Here is a 12984-nt window from a genome sequence, read left to right as displayed (position 1 = left end):
AGACAAGGGAGATTACATGCACAACCGTTTACAGGGGGCGGCGCGCCGCCTGCTTGCGCTCGCGCTCGGCCTGAGCCTGCTGGCCGGCGCCGCCACCGCACATGCGGAGGGCAGGCTGCGCATCGCCGAGCAGTTCGGCGTCGTCTATCTGCTGCTCAACGTCGCACAGGACCAGAAGCTGATCGAAAAGCACGGCAAGAAGCGCGGCGTCGATATCCAGGTCGAGTGGACCAAGCTGTCCGGCGGTGCCTCGGTCAACGATGCGCTGCTGTCCGGCTCCATCGACATCGCCGGCGCCGGCGTCGGTCCGCTGCTGACCATCTGGGACCGCACGGTCGGCAAGCAAAACGTCAGGGGTGTCGCTTCGCTCGGCAACTTCCCTTACTACCTCGTCACCAACAATCCCTCGGTCAACACCATTGCCGACTTCACCGACAAGGACCGGATCGCGCTGCCCGCCGTCACCGTCTCGGTGCAGGCTCGCATCCTGCAGATGGCCGCGGCCAGACAGTGGGGCGACAGGGAATTCGCGCGTCTGGACAAGCTGACGCAGGCGCTTCCGCATCCGGATGCCGCGGCCGCGATCATCGCCGGCAAGACCGAGATCAGCGCGCACTTCGGCAACCCGCCTTTCCAGGACCAGGAACTGGCGCAGAATCGGCGGGCGAAGATCGTGCTGAATTCCTACGACGTGCTGGGCGGACCGAGTTCGGCGACCGTGCTCTACGCGACCGAGAAATTCCGCAGCGAGAATCCGAAGACCTACGCCGCCTTTGTCGATGCGCTCGCCGAGGCCGCGCAATTCATCGGCGCCAATCCCGAGGCGGCGGCCGACATTTATCTGCGGGTGAACAAGAGCAATATCGACCGCGCGCTGCTGCTCAAGATACTCAGGGATCCGCAGGTGCAGTTCAAGATCGCGCCGCAGAACACCTTCACGCTCGCCCAGTTCCTGCACCGCATCGGCGCCATCAAGAATCAGCCGAAGAGCTGGCGCGACTATTTCTTCGACGACGCCGCCACGGCCAACGGAAGCTGAACATGAACGTCCATCCCTTTCCGCTGCCGACGGGCACGGCCGACCGGCCGCTGCTGCAGGTGCGCGATCTGACCCTGGAATATCGCGCCTCGCGGCGCCTGGTGCGCGCCACGCATGAAGTCAGCTTCGATGTGCACCGGGCCGACCGCTTCGTGCTGCTGGGGCCGTCCGGCTGTGGCAAGTCGACGCTGCTCAAGGCGGTAGGCGGCTTCGTGAAGCCGGCGGCGGGAAGCATCAGCCTCAACGGGCAGGCCGTGCGCGGGCCGGGGCCGGACCGCGTCGTCGTGTTCCAGGAATTCGACCAGCTGCCGCCCTGGAAAACCGTGCGCGAAAACGTCATGTTTCCGCTGCTGGCCAGCCGCAGGGCGAGCCGGCGCGAGGCGGAGGAGCGTGCCCGCTACTGGCTCGACAAGGTCGGCCTCGACCGTTTTGCCGGCGCCTATCCGCACACGCTCTCCGGCGGCATGAAGCAGCGCGTGGCAATCGCCCGCGCGCTCGCGATGCAGCCCGACATCCTGCTGATGGACGAGCCCTTCGCGGCGCTCGACGCGCTCACCCGGCGCAAGATGCAGGAAGAATTGCAGGCCTTGTGGGAAGAGGTGCGTTTCACGCTGCTGTTCGTCACGCATTCGATCGAGGAGGCGCTGGTGGTGGGCAACCGCATCCTGCTGCTGTCGCCCCATCCCGGCCGCGTGCGCGCCGAACTCAACAGCCACCAGTTCGGACTGCACAGCGCGGGCAGCGATGAATTCCAGGCGAGCACCGCACGCATTCACCGGCTGCTGTTCGAGCAGCCCCCTGCGCAGGCAACGGAAGAGCTGTTGCCCCAGGCAATGAGGAGGGAGGGATGAGCGCGCTCCATCCACCGCTGCGGCCGGAGTTCGAAAGGCCGCCGGTCGAGGTCGACTTTGCGGCACAGGCCTCCGCTCCCGCCCGGGCCAGGCTGGCGGATGCCGCCTGGCTGCGCAAGCTGCTGCTGCTCGCCGTGTTCGCCCTGCTGTGGGAAGTGCTTGCACGGTGGCAGGACAATGAGCTGCTGCTGCCGCGTTTCAGCCAGTCCGCGCTCGCACTGATCGAGGGCCTCGGCAGCGGCGAGCTGCTCTCCAATATCGCGGTGTCGCTCGGCGTGCTGTTGCAGGGCTATGCCGCGGGTGTCGTTGCCGCCTTCGTGCTGACTTCGCTTGCCGTGGCCACCCGCACCGGCCGCGATCTGCTCGAAGTGCTGACGTCGATGTTCAATCCCTTGCCGGCGATCGCGCTGCTGCCGCTGGCGCTGCTGTGGTTCGGCCTCGGCAAGGGCAGCCTGGTATTCGTCCTGCTGCATTCCGTCCTGTGGCCGCTCGCGCTCAATACCTATGCAGGCTTTCAGGCGGTGCCGGAAACCCTGCGCATGGCCGGGCGCAACTACGGCCTCACCGGGCTGCGCTTCGTGCTGCAGATTCTGGTGCCGGCGGCCTTGCCATCCATCGTATCCGGACTAAAAATAGGATGGGCCTTCGCATGGCGCACCCTGATCGCGGCCGAGCTGGTGTTCGGCGCCACGTCGGGCAAGGGCGGACTGGGCTGGTATATCTTCCAGAACCGCAACGAGCTGTACACGGACAAGGTGTTCGCCGGGCTGGCAGCCGTCATCCTGATCGGCCTGCTGGTCGAAGGACTCGTCTTCAGAACGCTCGAGCGGCTGACCGTCGCGCGCTGGGGCATGCAGCGGCAGGTCTGAGCGCAGGGAGGTGTGACATGGACCTGATCGACATCATCACAACCATCGGCGCGGGTCTGGTCGTGGTCCTCGCCCTGCTGCGCCCCTTGCCGCATCCGGACGACGACCGTCGCTGACACTCGTCCCGATGCTTATCCGCCGAAGCAATAAGCAATGGCGAATTGCGGGTGCCATGCAGGGGGCCGTCCAGGCAGGATGCGAAAGAGGGTAATGGCCGCCGTTTCCATCGGCCGCGATAACGCCTGGCCAGTTGGCGATATGCCAAAATATTCGTTTCGCAGCTCGCGGCGGGCTCTCTATGCTCGACGCGTTAAACGGGAGGAAGCATGAAGCTTGAGACGATAGCAGTACACGGGGGCTACAAGCCCGACCCAACGACGCGCGCGGTCGCGGTGCCGATCTATCAGACGGTGTCCTATGCTTTCGACAATACCCAGCATGGCGCCGACCTGTTCGACCTGAAGGTGCCCGGCAACATTTACACGCGCATCATGAACCCGACGCAGGACGTGCTCGAGCAGCGCATCGCCGCGCTCGAGGGCGGCGTGGGCGCGCTTGCGCTGGCCTCCGGCCAGACCGCGATCACCTATGCGATCCTGACCATCGCCGAGGCCGGCGACAATATCGTCTCCGCCGCCACCCTCTACGGCGGCACCTACAATCTCTTCGCCCATACCCTGCCGCAGTTCGGCATCACGACCCGCTTCGCCGACTATCGCGAGCCCGCATCCTTCGAGCGGCTGATCGACGAGCGCACCAAGGCCGTGTACGTGGAATCCATCGGCAACCCGCTCGGCAACATCACCGACATCCAGGCCATCGCCGACATCGCGCACCGCCACGGTGTGCCCCTGATCGTCGACAACACGGTCGCCACGCCCTATCTGCTGCGCCCCTTCGAGCACGGCGCCGACATCGTCGTCCACTCGCTCACCAAATACCTGGGCGGCCATGGCAACTCCATCGGCGGCGCCATCGTCGACTCCGGCAAATTCCCCTGGGCCGATCACAAGCAGCGCTTCCCGCGCCTCAACGAGCCCGACGTCTCGTACCACGGCGTGGTCTACACCGAAGCGCTCGGCGCGGCCGCCTACATCGGACGCGCCCGGGTCGTCCCCTTGCGCAATACCGGCGGCGCCATCTCGCCGTTCAACGCCTTCCTGATCCTGCAGGGCGTGGAAACGCTGGCGCTGCGCATGGAACGCATCACCGAGAATGCGTTGCGCGTTGCCCGCTTCCTGGAGGGACATGAAAAGGTGAAGTGGGTCAACTATGCAGGCCTGCCCGAGCACCGCGACCATGCGCTCGCACAAAAATATCTCGGCGGCCGCCCTTCAGGCGTGCTGACCTTCGGCGTCACCGGGGGCCGCGAGGGCGGGGCGCGTCTCCAGGACGCACTCCAGCTTTTCACGCGACTGGTCAACATCGGCGACGCAAAATCCCTCGCCTGCCATCCGGCATCGACCACCCATCGTCAGCTCAATCCCGAAGAACTGGCGAAGGCAGGCGTCACCGAAGACACCGTGCGGCTGTCCATCGGCATCGAACACATCGACGATCTGCTGGAAGACCTCGAGCAGGCACTGCGCCAGGTCTGAAGTGGAAATGAACAGGCCTCCGCTTCCGGAGGCCTGATGTCAGACAGGTAAGCCTCCGTTGCGGGAGGCCAGGCATCAAATGGATAAGCCTCCGTTGCCGGAGGCTTATGTGAATTCTGGTGGAGACGGCGGGAATCGAACCCGCGTCCAGAAGCCCTCTACAGACAGTTCTACATACTTAGTGCTGCCAATTGGTTTTAACCATGCCGACGCGGACGCACACGCTTCGACACAGCGAGTCACCTAAATTTAACGCTACTCCAAGTGACCCGAAGTAACGCGATTCCCTGTAAATGACTCTACTGCTGTTGCCAGCCCGCCCCAGGGACGAGACGGTGTAGAGCTAGAAAGTTATTAAGTTTCTAGTGGTTTACGCTGCGAGAGCGTAATTTTCGTCGTTAGCATTTATTGCTATCTGGATGGATTTACGAGGTGACCAGTCCTCGGTATGCCCTGCGCTGCTTTGCAACCCCTGTCGAAACCAGGTCGTCCCCAAAGCTGACGCTATTGTACTCCCGATATAGGGCCCTTCGTCAGTCCTTCAAGTACCCGGACGAATAAATTCGAGCAGATCTAGCGGACTAGCGATAATCGCATCCGCCTCCCAGGTCGCCGGCTCGACATTGCCGCAGTAACCCCAGCCGGCGGCGAAGGTCGCCATGCCTGCAGCCTTGCCGGCCTGTATGTCGCGCAAGTCGTCGCCGACGTACCAGCAGTCCTCGGGACGCACGGCTATCCGTCGCGCTGCTTCCAGCAGAGGGGCGGGATGCGGTTTCGCATGCGGCGTGGTATCTCCGGACACCGTGCATGCGGCATGCCCGAGTCCGATCAGCGGTGTCAGCCGGTCCGTCAGTCGGGCAGCCTTGTTGGTCACGATGCCCCAGGCAATGCCGAGTGCCTCGAGGCGCGCAAGCAGGGCTTCGACGCCATCGAAAAGGCGCGACTCAAGGGCGATGTCCTTCTCATACGCCGCCAGGAATTCGGTACGCAGGAGCTCATAGCCCTCATCCTCCGGACGCAGGCCGAAGGCGGCCCCGATCAGGCCTCGTGCACCGGCCGACGCGACCGGGCGCAGCCGCTCGTAGGGTGTGGGCTCGAGGCCGCGCGCCCGGCGCACACGGTTGATGGCGCCGCCCAGGTCGGGGGCGGTATCGGCGAGCGTGCCGTCAAGGTCGAAAAGAATCGCGCGCGGCGCGGACAATGCGAGGGTCACTTGATGGAAACGATCAGCGTGGAAGGGAGCAGGCAACCAGGTAGTTGACGTCGGTGTCCTGGTTGAGCGAATAGATCTTGGTCAGGGGGTTGTAGGTCATTCCCTTGAGCCCGTCGACCTGCAGCCCGGCGCGGCGCGCGTAGCCGGAGAGTTCGGCGGGGGTGATGAACTTGGCGTAGTCGTGCGTCCCCTTGGGCAGCAGCCGCAGCAGATATTCCGCACCGATCACCGCGAACAGGTAAGCCTTGGGATTGCGGTTGATGGTCGAGAAAAATACATGGCCGCCGGGTTTGACCAGGCGGGCGCATGCGGCCACCACCGCGGCGGGGTCGGGGACATGCTCCAGCATCTCCATGCAGGTCACGACATCAAAGCTGCCGGGCTCGCGCGCCGCCATGTCTTCGGCGGACACAAGCTCGTAACGAACCTGCACGCCGGACTCGAGGCTGTGGAGGTCGGCAACCTTGAGCGCCTTCTCCGACAGGTCGATGCCGGTGACGTTGGCCCCTTTCTTCGCCATCGATTCGGCAAGAATGCCGCCGCCGCAACCAATGTCGAGCACGTTCCTGCCCGCAAGCGGCGCACGGGCATTGATCCACTCGAGACGGAGCGGATTGATTTCGTGCAGAGGACGGAATTCGGAGGTGGGGTCCCACCACCGGTGGGCGAGTTCGCTGAATTTCTGGAGTTCGATCGGATCGGCGTTCATGGCCGTGATGATAGCGTGAATGGAGGATTGCCGCCTCCCTGCTCCGAAGCGGCGCATAAAAAAACCCCGCCGAAGCGGGGTTGTTCGCAGCGTGGTGCGATTAGCGGGTACGGGTACCCACCACTTCGATTTCCACGCGACGGTTCTTGGCGCGGCCAGCAGCGGTCTTGTTGTCGGCGACCGGCTGCTTCTCGCCCTTGCCTTCGGTGTAGACACGGTTGGCTTCGACGCCCTTGGAAACCAGGTAGGCCTTGACGGCTTCAGCGCGGCGGACCGACAGCTTCTGGTTGTAGGAGTCGGAACCGATGGAGTCGGTGTGGCCAACGGCGATCACGACTTCCAGGTTCATGCCTTGCAGCTTCGATGCCAGGTCATCCAGCTTGGCCTTGCCGTCCGGCTTCAGCACAGCCTTGTCGAAGTCGAAGAAGGTGTCGGCAGCGAAGGTGACTTTTTCGGAAGTCGGCGCAGGTGCCGGAGCCGGTGCGGGTGCCGGAGCCGGGGCCGGAGCGGCAACCGGAGCAGCGACCGGCTTGGCGATCTCGCCGTCGCAGCCGCCGACCGCGTCAGCCGGGGTCCAGGTGCCGGTCCTCCAGCACAGGCCGAACGGGCTGCGGGCGACGACACCGCGGGAATCCTGCAGGTATGCGCTGTTCGGGGTCCTGGCCTGGATATCCTGCTGGGCCGAAGCCGAGAACGACACCACTGCGGACGCAGCAAAGACGAGTTTTGCTAATTTATTCATATTTTTCCTCTTGGTTGATATATCCGCAGATAAACTGCGCAACAGATGACTTCAACTGTTATTAGATCATTTTTTCGCAGGTTGTTCATCTGCAATGATCTTTTCATTAACTACATTTTGCCATACGCTTGTGCTACATCTATTACTGCCTAATCAATCGTGGGGCGTTTTTAGCCCTTCGTCTCGTTTTTGCAACGTTGCCTGAAAAATTTCTGGCGTTTTTGCAAGAACCCTGTTTTGACGCAATCTTGTCGTTTATTTACTTGTTCCCCGGACCTCGATGACGACCCGGCGGTTTGGCGCGAGGCACTGCCGCAACTTCGCCGATGGCTGGCGGGCGCTGCAGGTCTGGACCTCTGCCGACGAACCGGCCCCGCGACGCTCGATCGGCGCAGTCACTCCGCTGGCCTTCAGATAGTCGGCCACTGCCGCGGCGCGGCGCTCGGAGAGTGCCTGGTTGGCCGCACGCTTGCCCAGTCTGTCCGTATGGCCGGTAACGAGAATGGCGGCGATCTTGCCGCATTCCGCGAGCCGCGGCATCAGCTCGCGGTCGAGCCTGGCGCGGGCGGCGGCATTCAGGCTGGCTTGGCCGGAGGCGAATGCGCCGTCGCCGGCCAGTGTGTAGGAGAAATCGCAAGGCACCGGAGCCACCGGGACGGGCGCGGCCGGGGCGGGCGGCGCCGTGACCAGTGGCGGTGCGATCGGGTTGGCGATCGGCGGCAGCAGTTCGCCGTCGCAGCCAGGAACGGCATCCGCAGGCGTCCACGTGCCGCTTCGCCAGCACAGGCCGGTGCCGCTGCGCGCGACGATGCCGCGCCCGTCCTGCAGATAGGCGCTGGCCGGCGATCTGGCCGGAATGTCGGTCAATGCTTCTTGTGCATGCGCTGTGGTAACGGCCAGCAGCGCAAGGGCGAGAACTTTACTCATCGAGTATGAGAACTGGGCGCGCAAAAAATTGACGCAGCGAAATGTTTATTTAAGCATAATTCGGCGAATCTTGCCCCATTTTTGTTGAGGCGTCCTTGCCCGATCTCCAATGAGGGGAGGCGAGGGGCTGCATGCTAGAATCCAATGTTTGGCGGCGCCTTTCTGCTATATGCGCGCCCCGCCCTCCTGTCAACGACATCCGAGAAGAGCCGACTCGCAATGGATCAATTCGCAAAAGAGACTATCCCGATTTCGCTTGAAGAAGAGATGCGAAAGAGTTACCTCGATTACGCCATGAGCGTGATCGTGGGACGCGCTCTTCCCGACGTGCGCGACGGCCTCAAGCCCGTGCATCGGCGGGTACTCTATGCGATGCACGAGACGAACAACGTCTGGAATCGTCCCTACGTAAAGTGCGCGCGCGTGGTCGGCGAAGTGATGGGTAAGTACCACCCGCACGGCGACCAGGCCATCTACGACACCCTGGTGCGGATGGCGCAGGATTTCTCGCTGCGCTACACGCTGGTGGACGGGCAGGGCAACTTCGGCTCCATCGACGGCGACAACGCCGCGGCGATGCGTTACACCGAGTGCCGACTGGACAAGATCTCGAGCGAGCTGCTGGCCGACATCGAAAAAGAGACGGTGGACTTCGTGCCGAACTACGACGGCAAGGAGAAGGAACCGTCGGTGCTGCCGACCCGCATTCCCAACCTGCTGATCAACGGCTCCTCGGGCATCGCGGTCGGCATGGCCACCAACATCCCGCCCCACAACCTGACCGAGGTGGTCAACGGTGCGCTGCATGTGCTGCGCAACCCGGAATGCACGATCGACGAACTGATCGAGATCATTCCCGCACCGGACTTCCCGACCGCCGGCATCATCTACGGCATCTCGGGCGTGCGCGACGGTTACCGCACGGGCCGCGGACGCGTGGTGATGCGTGCGCGCACCCATTTCGAGGAGTTCGGCAAGGAGAACCGGACGGCGATCATCGTCGACGAGCTGCCATACCAGGTCAACAAGAAGTCGCTGCTCGAGCGCATCGCGGAGCTGGTGCGCGACAAGAAGCTAGAAGGCATTTCCGATATCCGCGACGAATCCGACAAATCGGGCATGCGCGTGGTGATCGAGCTCAAGCGCGGCGAAGTCCCGGAAGTCGTGCTCAACAATCTCTACAAGCAGACCCAGCTGCAGGACACCTTCGGCATGAACATGGTGGCGCTGGTCGATGGCCAGCCCAAGCTGCTCAACCTCAAGGAGATGCTGCAGTGCTTCCTGTCGCACCGCCGCGAGGTGGTGACACGCCGTACCGTGTTCGAACTGCGCAAGGCGCGGGAGCGCGGGCATGTGCTGGAAGGCCTGGCTGTCGCGCTCGCCAACATCGACGACTTCATCGCCATCATCAAGGCGGCGCCGACGCCGCCGATCGCGAAGTCCGAGCTGATGGCGCGCGCCTGGGATTCCTCGCTGGTGCGCGAGATGCTGGCGCGTGCCGGCGGCGAGAATGCCGGCGGCATCGACGCCTTCCGGCCGGAGAACCTGCCCAAGCATTACGGCATCCAGACCGACGGCCTGTACAAGCTGTCCGACGAGCAGGCCCAGGAAATCCTGCAGATGCGCCTGCAGCGGCTGACCGGACTCGAGCAGGACAAGATCGTCAACGAGTACAAGGAAGTGATGGCGCAGATCGCCGACCTGCTCGACATCCTGGCCAAGCCGGAGCGCGTGACCGCCATCATCTCGGACGAACTCAACAGCGCCAAGAACGAATACGGCGAAGGCGCGAAGGATGTGCGCCGCTCCCAGATCGAACTCAACGCCACCGACCTCGGCACCGAAGATCTGATCACGCCGCAGGACATGGTGGTGACGCTGTCCCACAGCGGCTACATGAAATCGCAGCCGGTGTCCGAATATCGTGCGCAGAAGCGCGGCGGGCGCGGCAAGCAGGCGATGGCGACCAAGGAAGACGACTGGATCGACCAGCTGTTCATCGCCAACACGCATGACTACATCCTGTGCTTCTCCAACCGCGGCCGCCTGTACTGGCTGAAGGTGTGGGAAGTGCCGCAGGGCTCGCGGGCGTCGCGCGGCAAGCCGATCGTCAACATGTTCCCGCTGCAGGACGGCGAGAAGATCACGGTGGTGCTGCCGCTGTCGGGCGAGAACCGCAGCTTCCCGGAAGACCGCTACGTGTTCATGTCGACCAGCCTCGGCACCGTGAAGAAGACCCCGCTGCAGGAGTTTTCCAATCCCCGCAAGGCCGGCATCATCGCGGTCGACCTCGACGAGGGCGATTTCCTGATCGGCGCCGCGCTGACCGACGGCAAGCACGACGTGATGCTGTTCTCCGATGCGGGCAAGGCCGTGCGTTTCGATGAAAACGATGTGCGCCCGATGGGCCGTCTGGCGCGCGGCGTGCGCGGCATGAGCCTGGAGGAAGGGCAGCAGGTGATCGCGCTGCTGGTGGCGGAGAACGAACAGCAGTCGGTGCTGACCGCGACCGAGAACGGCTTCGGCAAGCGCACCCCGATCACCGAGTACACCCGCCACGGCCGCGGCACCAAGGGCATGATCGCCATCCAGACCTCGGAACGCAACGGCAAGGTGGTCGCCGCGACGCTCGTCGAGCCGAGCGACGAAATCATGCTGATCACGACGGGCGGCGTGCTCATTCGTACCCGTGTCGCGGAAATTCGCGAGATGGGCAGGGCGACCCAGGGCGTGACCCTGATCGCGGTCGAGGACGGCACCAAGCTCAGCGGACTGCAGCGCATCGTCGAGTCCGATGTGGACGATGACGCCGGCGTGGCGGAGGCGGAATGACGCGTGTCTATAACTTCTCGGCCGGACCGGCCATGCTGCCGCAGGAAGTCCTGAAGCAGGCGGCGGAAGAGATGCTGGACTGGCAGGGCAGCGGCATGTCGGTGATGGAGATGAGCCACCGCGGCAAGGAATTCCAGTCCATCTTCGACGCCGCCGAGCGCGACCTGCGCGAGTTGCTGGCGGTCCCGGCGAATTACCGCATCCTGTTCCTGCAGGGAGGCGGCATCGGCGAAAACGCCGTGGTGCCGATGAACCTGGTGGGACGCAAGCCGCAGCCGGCCACCGTGGATTTCATCCATACCGGTTCCTGGTCGGGCAAGTCGATCAAGGAGGCGAAGAAATACTGCAACGTCAACGTGGCCGCCTCGTCGGAAGGCGATCAGTTCCACACGATCCCGCCGCGGGACAGCTGGAAGCTCTCGCGCGACGCCGCCTATGTGCACGTCTGCACTAATGAAACGATCCATGGCGTCGAGTTTCATTTCACGCCCGACGTGGCGGGGGAAACCGGCGGCGCGCCGCTGGTGGCCGACATGTCCTCGCACATCCTGTCGCGCCAGATCGACGTCTCCCGCTACGGCGTGATATTCGGCGGTGCGCAGAAGAACATCGGGCCGGCCGGCCTGACGCTGGTGATCGTGCGCGAGGACCTGCTCGGCCAGGCGCTGTCGATCTGTCCGTCCGCCTTCGACTGGAAGACGGTTGCCGACAACAATTCGATGTACAACACCCCGCCGACCTATGCGATCTATATCGCCGGCCTCGTGTTTCAGTGGCTCAAGCGCCAGGGCGGCGTGGCCGAGATGGAAAAGCGCAACATCGCCAAGGCGGCGCTGCTGTACGACTATCTCGATGCCACCGGTTTCTACAGCAACCAGGTCGCCGTCGATTGCCGCTCCCGGATGAACATACCGTTCTTCCTCGCCGATGAAAGCCTCAACGATGCCTTCCTCGCCAGCGCCAGGGCGCGCGGCCTGCTGCAGCTCAAGGGCCACAAGTCGGTCGGCGGCATGCGCGCGTCGATCTACAACGCGATGCCCATCGAAGGCGTGCAGGCGCTGGTCGATTACATGAAGGATTTCGAGAAGCAGCACGGCTAGGCGGCCCAGTGGACATATGAGCGACGATAAACTCAAACCGCTGCGCGAACAGATCGATTCGATCGACGCGCAGATTCTCGAGCTGCTGAACCGGCGCGCGCGGGTCGCGGAGCAGGTCGGACATGTGAAGGCCGAAACCAACGCGCCGGTGTTCCGGCCGGAGCGCGAGGCGCAGGTCCTGCGCAAGGTCGCGGACATGAATCCCGGCCCGCTGGTTGCCGCCGACGTGCAGACCATCTTCCGCGAGATCATGTCTTCCTGCCGTGCGCTGGAGCGCCGCGTGGTGGTGGCCTATCTCGGGCCGCCGGGCACCTTCAGCGAACAGGCGGTGTACCAGCAGTTCGGCCACGCGATCGAGGGACTGCCCTGCGCATCGATCGATGAAGTGTTCCGCGCGACCGAGGCGGGCACCGCCGATTTCGGCGTGGTGCCGGTCGAGAATTCAAGCGAAGGCGCGATCAACCGCACGCTCGATCTGCTGCTGCAGACGACGCTGTCGATCAGTGGCGAGGTGTCGATTCCCGTCCATCACAGCCTGATGACGAAGAGCGGCACGATGGACGGCATCCGGCGCATCTGCGCGCATTCACAGACGCTGGCCCAGTGCCAGGTCTGGCTCAATCTCAATTGCCCGGGCATCGAGCGCGTCGCCGTGGCCTCGAACGGCGAAGCTGCGCGCATGGCGGCGGACGATCCGACCACCGCCGCGATCGCCGGCGAGATCGCCGGGCAGCGCTACAACCTCGGCGTGGTCAAGGCGCACGTGCAGGACGATCCGCACAACCGCACGCGATTCGTCGTGATCGGCCGGCTGCAGCCGGGGGCGAGCGGCAAGGACAAGACGTCGCTCGCGCTGGCGGTACCCAACAAGGCCGGCGCCGTCTACAACCTGCTGGCGCCGCTGGCCACGCACGGCGTGTCGATGACCCGTTTCGAGTCGCGTCCGGCCCGGACCGGCACCTGGGATTACTACTTCTACGTGGATGTGGAAGGGCATCAGCAGGATGAAAAGGTCGATCGCGCGTTCGCCGAGCTGCGGCAGAACTCCGCCTTCTTCAAGATCCTCGGTTCCTATCCCCTCAGCCTGAATTGAAAACCGCGCGG

Annotated in this window: 11 protein-coding genes and 1 other RNA gene; 7 read left to right on the top strand and 5 right to left on the bottom strand. The window is 63.9% G+C overall.

Going from position 1 to position 12984, the window contains the following annotated elements; translation table 11 throughout:
• Positions 1 to 16 precede the first annotated feature (16 nt).
• From NCCP691_RS16220 to NCCP691_RS16205, 4 genes are all read left to right on the top strand, one after another.
• Positions 17 to 1039, top strand: a complete 1023-nt coding sequence (locus NCCP691_RS16220) for an ABC transporter substrate-binding protein (RefSeq protein ID WP_220809604.1) — start codon at positions 17 to 19, stop codon at positions 1037 to 1039.
• A gap of 2 nt (positions 1040 to 1041) precedes the next feature.
• Positions 1042 to 1890, top strand: coding sequence for an ABC transporter ATP-binding protein (locus NCCP691_RS16215; protein ID WP_220809603.1), 849 nt, complete (start codon positions 1042 to 1044; stop codon positions 1888 to 1890).
• Positions 1887 to 2759: an ABC transporter permease gene (locus NCCP691_RS16210; protein WP_220809602.1), complete on the top strand. Its 873-nt coding sequence runs from the start codon at positions 1887 to 1889 to the stop codon at positions 2757 to 2759. Before NCCP691_RS16215 ends, NCCP691_RS16210 begins: the two co-directional genes overlap by 4 nt.
• 326 nt (positions 2760 to 3085) lie before the next feature.
• Positions 3086 to 4357, top strand: coding sequence for an O-acetylhomoserine aminocarboxypropyltransferase/cysteine synthase family protein (locus NCCP691_RS16205; RefSeq protein WP_220809601.1), 1272 nt, complete (start codon positions 3086 to 3088; stop codon positions 4355 to 4357).
• 117 nt (positions 4358 to 4474) lie between these two features.
• On the opposite strand, the gene ssrA is transcribed toward NCCP691_RS16205, so the two are convergent.
• From ssrA to NCCP691_RS16180, 5 genes are all read right to left on the bottom strand, one after another.
• Positions 4475 to 4851: a transfer-messenger RNA gene (gene ssrA / locus NCCP691_RS16200) on the bottom strand.
• Between the two features lie 47 nt (positions 4852 to 4898).
• The gene (locus NCCP691_RS16195) at positions 4899 to 5570 is read right to left on the bottom strand and encodes an HAD family hydrolase (protein WP_220809600.1); all 672 of its coding nucleotides are present in this window, start codon (positions 5568 to 5570) and stop codon (positions 4899 to 4901) included.
• Between the two features lie 13 nt (positions 5571 to 5583).
• Positions 5584 to 6279, bottom strand: a complete 696-nt coding sequence (gene ubiG / locus NCCP691_RS16190) for a bifunctional 2-polyprenyl-6-hydroxyphenol methylase/3-demethylubiquinol 3-O-methyltransferase UbiG (RefSeq protein WP_220809599.1) — start codon at positions 6277 to 6279, stop codon at positions 5584 to 5586.
• A 100-nt stretch (positions 6280 to 6379) separates the two neighbouring features.
• Positions 6380 to 7021, bottom strand: a complete 642-nt coding sequence (gene ompA, locus NCCP691_RS16185; protein WP_220809598.1) for an outer membrane protein OmpA — start codon at positions 7019 to 7021, stop codon at positions 6380 to 6382.
• 255 nt (positions 7022 to 7276) lie between these two features.
• Complete coding sequence (locus tag NCCP691_RS16180) at positions 7277 to 7948, bottom strand: OmpA family protein (protein ID WP_220809597.1); 672 nt, start codon at positions 7946 to 7948, stop codon at positions 7277 to 7279.
• 219 nt (positions 7949 to 8167) lie between these two features.
• Here NCCP691_RS16180 and gyrA point away from each other — a divergent pair, with 219 nt between their 5' ends.
• Genes gyrA through pheA form a run of 3 tightly spaced genes read left to right on the top strand, consistent with a single transcriptional unit; the run spans position 8168 to position 12973 of the window.
• Positions 8168 to 10780 (top strand): DNA gyrase subunit A, encoded by a 2613-nt coding sequence (gene gyrA, locus NCCP691_RS16175; RefSeq protein WP_220809596.1) that lies wholly within the window; start codon positions 8168 to 8170, stop codon positions 10778 to 10780.
• On the top strand, positions 10777 to 11880 hold the full coding sequence (gene serC, locus NCCP691_RS16170) for a 3-phosphoserine/phosphohydroxythreonine transaminase (RefSeq protein ID WP_220809595.1): 1104 nt from the start codon (positions 10777 to 10779) through the stop codon (positions 11878 to 11880). The genes gyrA and serC overlap by 4 nt, the downstream gene beginning before the upstream one ends.
• Before the next feature lie 16 nt (positions 11881 to 11896).
• Positions 11897 to 12973 carry a prephenate dehydratase gene (pheA, locus tag NCCP691_RS16165; RefSeq protein ID WP_220809594.1) on the top strand — a complete coding sequence of 359 codons (1077 nt, stop codon included), beginning with the start codon at positions 11897 to 11899 and terminating at the stop codon, positions 12971 to 12973.
• Positions 12974 to 12984: the final 11 nt, after the last annotated feature.

Source organism: Noviherbaspirillum aridicola, assembly GCF_019656455.1.
Classification (GTDB): domain Bacteria; phylum Pseudomonadota; class Gammaproteobacteria; order Burkholderiales; family Burkholderiaceae_D; genus Noviherbaspirillum; species Noviherbaspirillum aridicola.
This window is presented reverse-complemented; position numbering and strand designations above follow the sequence as displayed.

Coding starts and splice junctions, on each gene's coding strand:
- NCCP691_RS16220 (WP_220809604.1), top strand. CDS start 17: ATGCACAACCGTTTACAGGGGGCGGCGCGCCGCCTGCTTGCGCTCGCG.
- NCCP691_RS16215 (WP_220809603.1), top strand. CDS start 1,042: ATGAACGTCCATCCCTTTCCGCTGCCGACGGGCACGGCCGACCGGCCG.
- NCCP691_RS16180 (WP_220809597.1), bottom strand. CDS start 7,948: ATGAGTAAAGTTCTCGCCCTTGCGCTGCTGGCCGTTACCACAGCGCAT.
- gyrA (WP_220809596.1), top strand. CDS start 8,168: ATGGATCAATTCGCAAAAGAGACTATCCCGATTTCGCTTGAAGAAGAG.
- ompA (WP_220809598.1), bottom strand. CDS start 7,021: ATGAATAAATTAGCAAAACTCGTCTTTGCTGCGTCCGCAGTGGTGTCG.
- NCCP691_RS16210 (WP_220809602.1), top strand. CDS start 1,887: ATGAGCGCGCTCCATCCACCGCTGCGGCCGGAGTTCGAAAGGCCGCCG.
- NCCP691_RS16205 (WP_220809601.1), top strand. CDS start 3,086: ATGAAGCTTGAGACGATAGCAGTACACGGGGGCTACAAGCCCGACCCA.
- pheA (WP_220809594.1), top strand. CDS start 11,897: ATGAGCGACGATAAACTCAAACCGCTGCGCGAACAGATCGATTCGATC.
- ubiG (WP_220809599.1), bottom strand. CDS start 6,279: ATGAACGCCGATCCGATCGAACTCCAGAAATTCAGCGAACTCGCCCAC.
- serC (WP_220809595.1), top strand. CDS start 10,777: ATGACGCGTGTCTATAACTTCTCGGCCGGACCGGCCATGCTGCCGCAG.